Genomic DNA, 3133 nt, shown 5'->3' with positions numbered 1-3133 from the left:
GTGCGCAGGGTTCTTTGCCCGCACGGCCCGCCGTGGCCGCGGTGCCGCAGGCGCGCGAGGCGGGGGTGCTGGAGAGGCTGCTGCAGCAGGCCGCGGCCCGGCGCCGCAGGACGTGGCGGCTGCAACTGGCGGGCGCCGCCGCCTCCCTGATGCTCCTCGCGGGAGCGGTCGGCGGCACATGGCTGGCGGCCGTCGGGTCCGTGGGCAGCGAGGCGAAGCAGCCCGGACCGACCGCGCCGGCGCCTTCGCGCACCTTCTCCGGAAACGATCCCGCCACCGGCGTCTCCGCCTCGGTGAAGGTCTCGCCCTCTGCCTGGGGCAGCGTCCTGCAGGTCTCCGCCAAGGGGGCGCCCGCCGGGATCACCTGTCGGCTGCAGGCGGTCGGGCCCGGCGGGGTCAGGGCGGACGGCGCCAGCTGGCGGGCGGGCGAGTACCCTCCCGGCACCGCGATCCCAGGGGCGGTCCCCATGTCGCCGGGTGCCATCGAGCACTTCGAGATCGTCGCCGGCAACGGTCAGAAGCTGGTCACGGTCCGGGCATGAGGTCGTCAGGAGCCCGCCCGGCCTTGCACCGGGCGGGCTCCTGACGTACATCGAGCTCCGGCGAAGCCGAGCGAGCTCGGCCCTCCACCGCCATTGATCTGACCGCAAGAAGCAGGGCAACAAGAAGCGGAGCAAAAGGCGTGAGTGGCTCGAACCGTTCGGCATGCGTCATCCGTGGAACCGACTGAGCGCTCTCATGCAGGATCCGGCATACCGACCGTCCCTCGAAGTCGTCGGCGGTCTCCCACGTTCCGGCCTCCGCACGCCCACAGAAGAGTCAGAAGACCATGTTCGTAACCGATTTCCCCTGCCCGGGCCCACCGTTCCTCCAGCGCTGCCGCCACCAGGCGCTGCTCACCCTGCCCGCGCAGGAGGCGCACGTCTCCGCCGCTCGTCACTTCGCGGCGGATCTGCTGGAGACCTGGAGCGTTCCCGAAAGCGAGCGGGACTCCGCCGTTCTCATCGTCGACGAACTCGCCGCCAACGCCGCCCGGTACGGCCGCGAGCGCATGACCCTGCTGCTCGTCCTCGACAACGGCACCTTGTACATCGTGGTCAGTGACTCCGGCACGGCCGTGGAGCGCTCCCGCCCCGACATCGCCCCGGACGAGCACGGCCGCGGCGCCGGCATCGTCCAGCACCTCGCACAGTCGATCGAGGTCCACCAGACGCGCAGGGGCCGAGAAGTCCGCGCCTGCCTGAGGTGCCCGGCATGACCGGCCCCGGTTTTCCCGCAGGGAAGCGCCCCGCGAAGTCACCGCCATGCGGGAGCCGTTGGCGCGGTCAGTGGCCGAGGGCCACCTCGGTGACCTTGAGGACCACCAGGACCACGGCGACCAGCAGGTAGCCGCGCAGGGCCGTCATGCCGATCCTGCGGCTGGTGGACATGACCGGCCGGGGGAGTGTGTGCAGCGGAGGCATCCGCCAGGACCGGGCGGCGGTCCGGTCGACCGGTGGCGGGGTGGCCCTGCGGCGCCTGGTGAAGAAGTGGCCGGTGAGAGCCAGGCCCGTCGCCGCGCAGGCGGTCAGGATCCACAGGATCGCGGCCGAGGACAGGCCCGGGAAGAGGACCGCCGCCGTGAGGATCACCGACAGGGTGACCAGGACGCCGACCACCACGGTGGTGAAGGCGTTGGTCTTCCGGCCGTTCACCCAGGGGCCCAGCACCTGGCGGTCGTTGCACAGCAGGAGCAGGAAGACCGAGGCGGAGGGCAGCAGCACGCCGGCGAGGGTCTGGACGCCCTCGGTGAGCAGGCCCAGCGGGGAGCCGGGGACCAGGACGATCGCCGCCGCGGCGGCCACCAGTCCGGCGTAGACGGCGTAGAAGCCCTTGGCGCCGCCGACCCCCCGGTGCAGGGAGTGCTTCAGACCGAGGACGTCGCCGACGGCGTACGCGGTGGACAGGGAGACGGCGAAGGCGCCGATGACCGAGGCGTCCAGCAGGGCGATCGCGAACAGGACGCCCGCCACCCGGCCGGCCTGGTGCTCCAGTCCGCCGGCGATGCCCGCGGCGTCGGTGAAGCGGCCGAAGCCGCCCGTGCCGGCGAACGCGGCGGCGGTGAAGCCCATCATCGCGGCGGCCCCGATCACCACGATCACGATGCCGATCCACAGGTCGGCCTTCTCGTAGCGCATGAAGCGGGGCGTGATGCGCTTGTCGATGACGTAGGACTGCTGGAAGAACAGCTGCCAGGGAGCCACGGTGGTGCCGACGACGGCGATGATCAGCAGCATTACGGTGGACAACTGGCCGCTGTCACCGGGCAGGTTCGGCACGACGAAGTCCCGGGCCATCTGCGAGGTGCGCGGGTGGACCATGAAGTAGACCGGGACGAGGAGCAGCGAGGCCGCGCACAGGGTCATCGCCACCCGTTCGAAGCGGCTGAAGGACCCGGTGAACGCCGACGCGACGATGACCGCGGCCGCCAGGATCACGGCGGCGGCCCTGGGCAGGCCCAGGTAGCCCGCCGCGAGGGTGATGCCGATGAACTCGGTGACCAGGGTGAGCGCGTTCAGCAGGAACAGGTCGATCACGCTGAAGGCGCCCCAGAACTTCCCGAACCGTTCCAGGATCAGCCGGGCGTGCCCGACGCCGGTGACGGCGCCGAGCCGCAGCACCATCTCCTGGTTGACGTACAGCACCGGCACCAGCAGGAGCAGGGTCCACAGCAGGTGGGTGCCGTAGTTCTGGCCGGCCTGGCCGTAGGTGGCGAACGCGCCGGCGTCGTTGTCGCCGACCATCACGATCAGGCCCGGCCCGACAATGGCCAGCAGCGTCCTGACCTTGGCGGACAGGCCGCGGCGCGCGCCGTGGTCGTCCAGCCGGACGGTGCCCAGGGCGCCGTGGATGTCGCCGAGGTGCGCGTCGTCCAGTACCGCCGCGCGGGGCGCCGTGACGGTGGCCGGTGTGGTCTTGGTGGCCATGCGGTGCCTCCCTGTCTCCCCGGGTGCCGGGGAGGTCGGGGGAGCACGCGGCAGTCGGCCGTCCCCCCTGTGCGCCTGCGCCGTATGGGGCGCAAGAGCAGCACGGAGCCGCACGCCGAGCGGGGGAGGTGGTTACCGCATGCCGGAGGAATGCGAGGACAGGCGGG

Annotated in this window: 3 protein-coding genes; 2 read left to right on the top strand and 1 reads right to left on the bottom strand. The window is 71.8% G+C overall.

Features of this window, described 5'->3' with window-relative positions; all coding sequences use genetic code 11:
- On the top strand, nt 1–542 hold a 542-nt coding region (locus tag RH94_RS04480; RefSeq protein WP_234425531.1), incomplete at its 5' end, for a hypothetical protein.
- Nucleotides 543–829: 287 nt separating this feature from the next.
- Nucleotides 830–1258: an ATP-binding protein gene (locus tag RH94_RS04475; protein WP_234425530.1), complete on the top strand. Its 429-nt coding sequence runs from the start codon at nt 830–832 to the stop codon at nt 1256–1258.
- Nucleotides 1259–1325: 67 nt separating this feature from the next.
- Here RH94_RS04475 and RH94_RS04470 read toward each other — a convergent pair whose 3' ends face one another.
- Nucleotides 1326–2966 carry an NRAMP family divalent metal transporter gene (locus RH94_RS04470; RefSeq protein ID WP_073946345.1) on the bottom strand — a complete coding sequence of 547 codons (1641 nt, stop codon included), beginning with the start codon at nt 2964–2966 and terminating at the stop codon, nt 1326–1328.
- Nucleotides 2967–3133 lie beyond the last annotated feature (167 nt).

The sequence above is a fragment of the Streptomyces kebangsaanensis genome (assembly GCF_001906585.1).
Classification (GTDB): Bacteria; Actinomycetota; Actinomycetes; order Streptomycetales; family Streptomycetaceae; genus Streptomyces; species Streptomyces kebangsaanensis.
The sequence above is the reverse complement of the archived record's forward strand: the minus strand, read 5'-3'. Positions and strand labels throughout refer to the sequence as shown.

Coding starts and splice junctions, on each gene's coding strand:
- RH94_RS04475 (WP_234425530.1), top strand. CDS start 830: ATGTTCGTAACCGATTTCCCCTGCCCGGGCCCACCGTTCCTCCAGCGC.
- RH94_RS04470 (WP_073946345.1), bottom strand. CDS start 2,966: ATGGCCACCAAGACCACACCGGCCACCGTCACGGCGCCCCGCGCGGCG.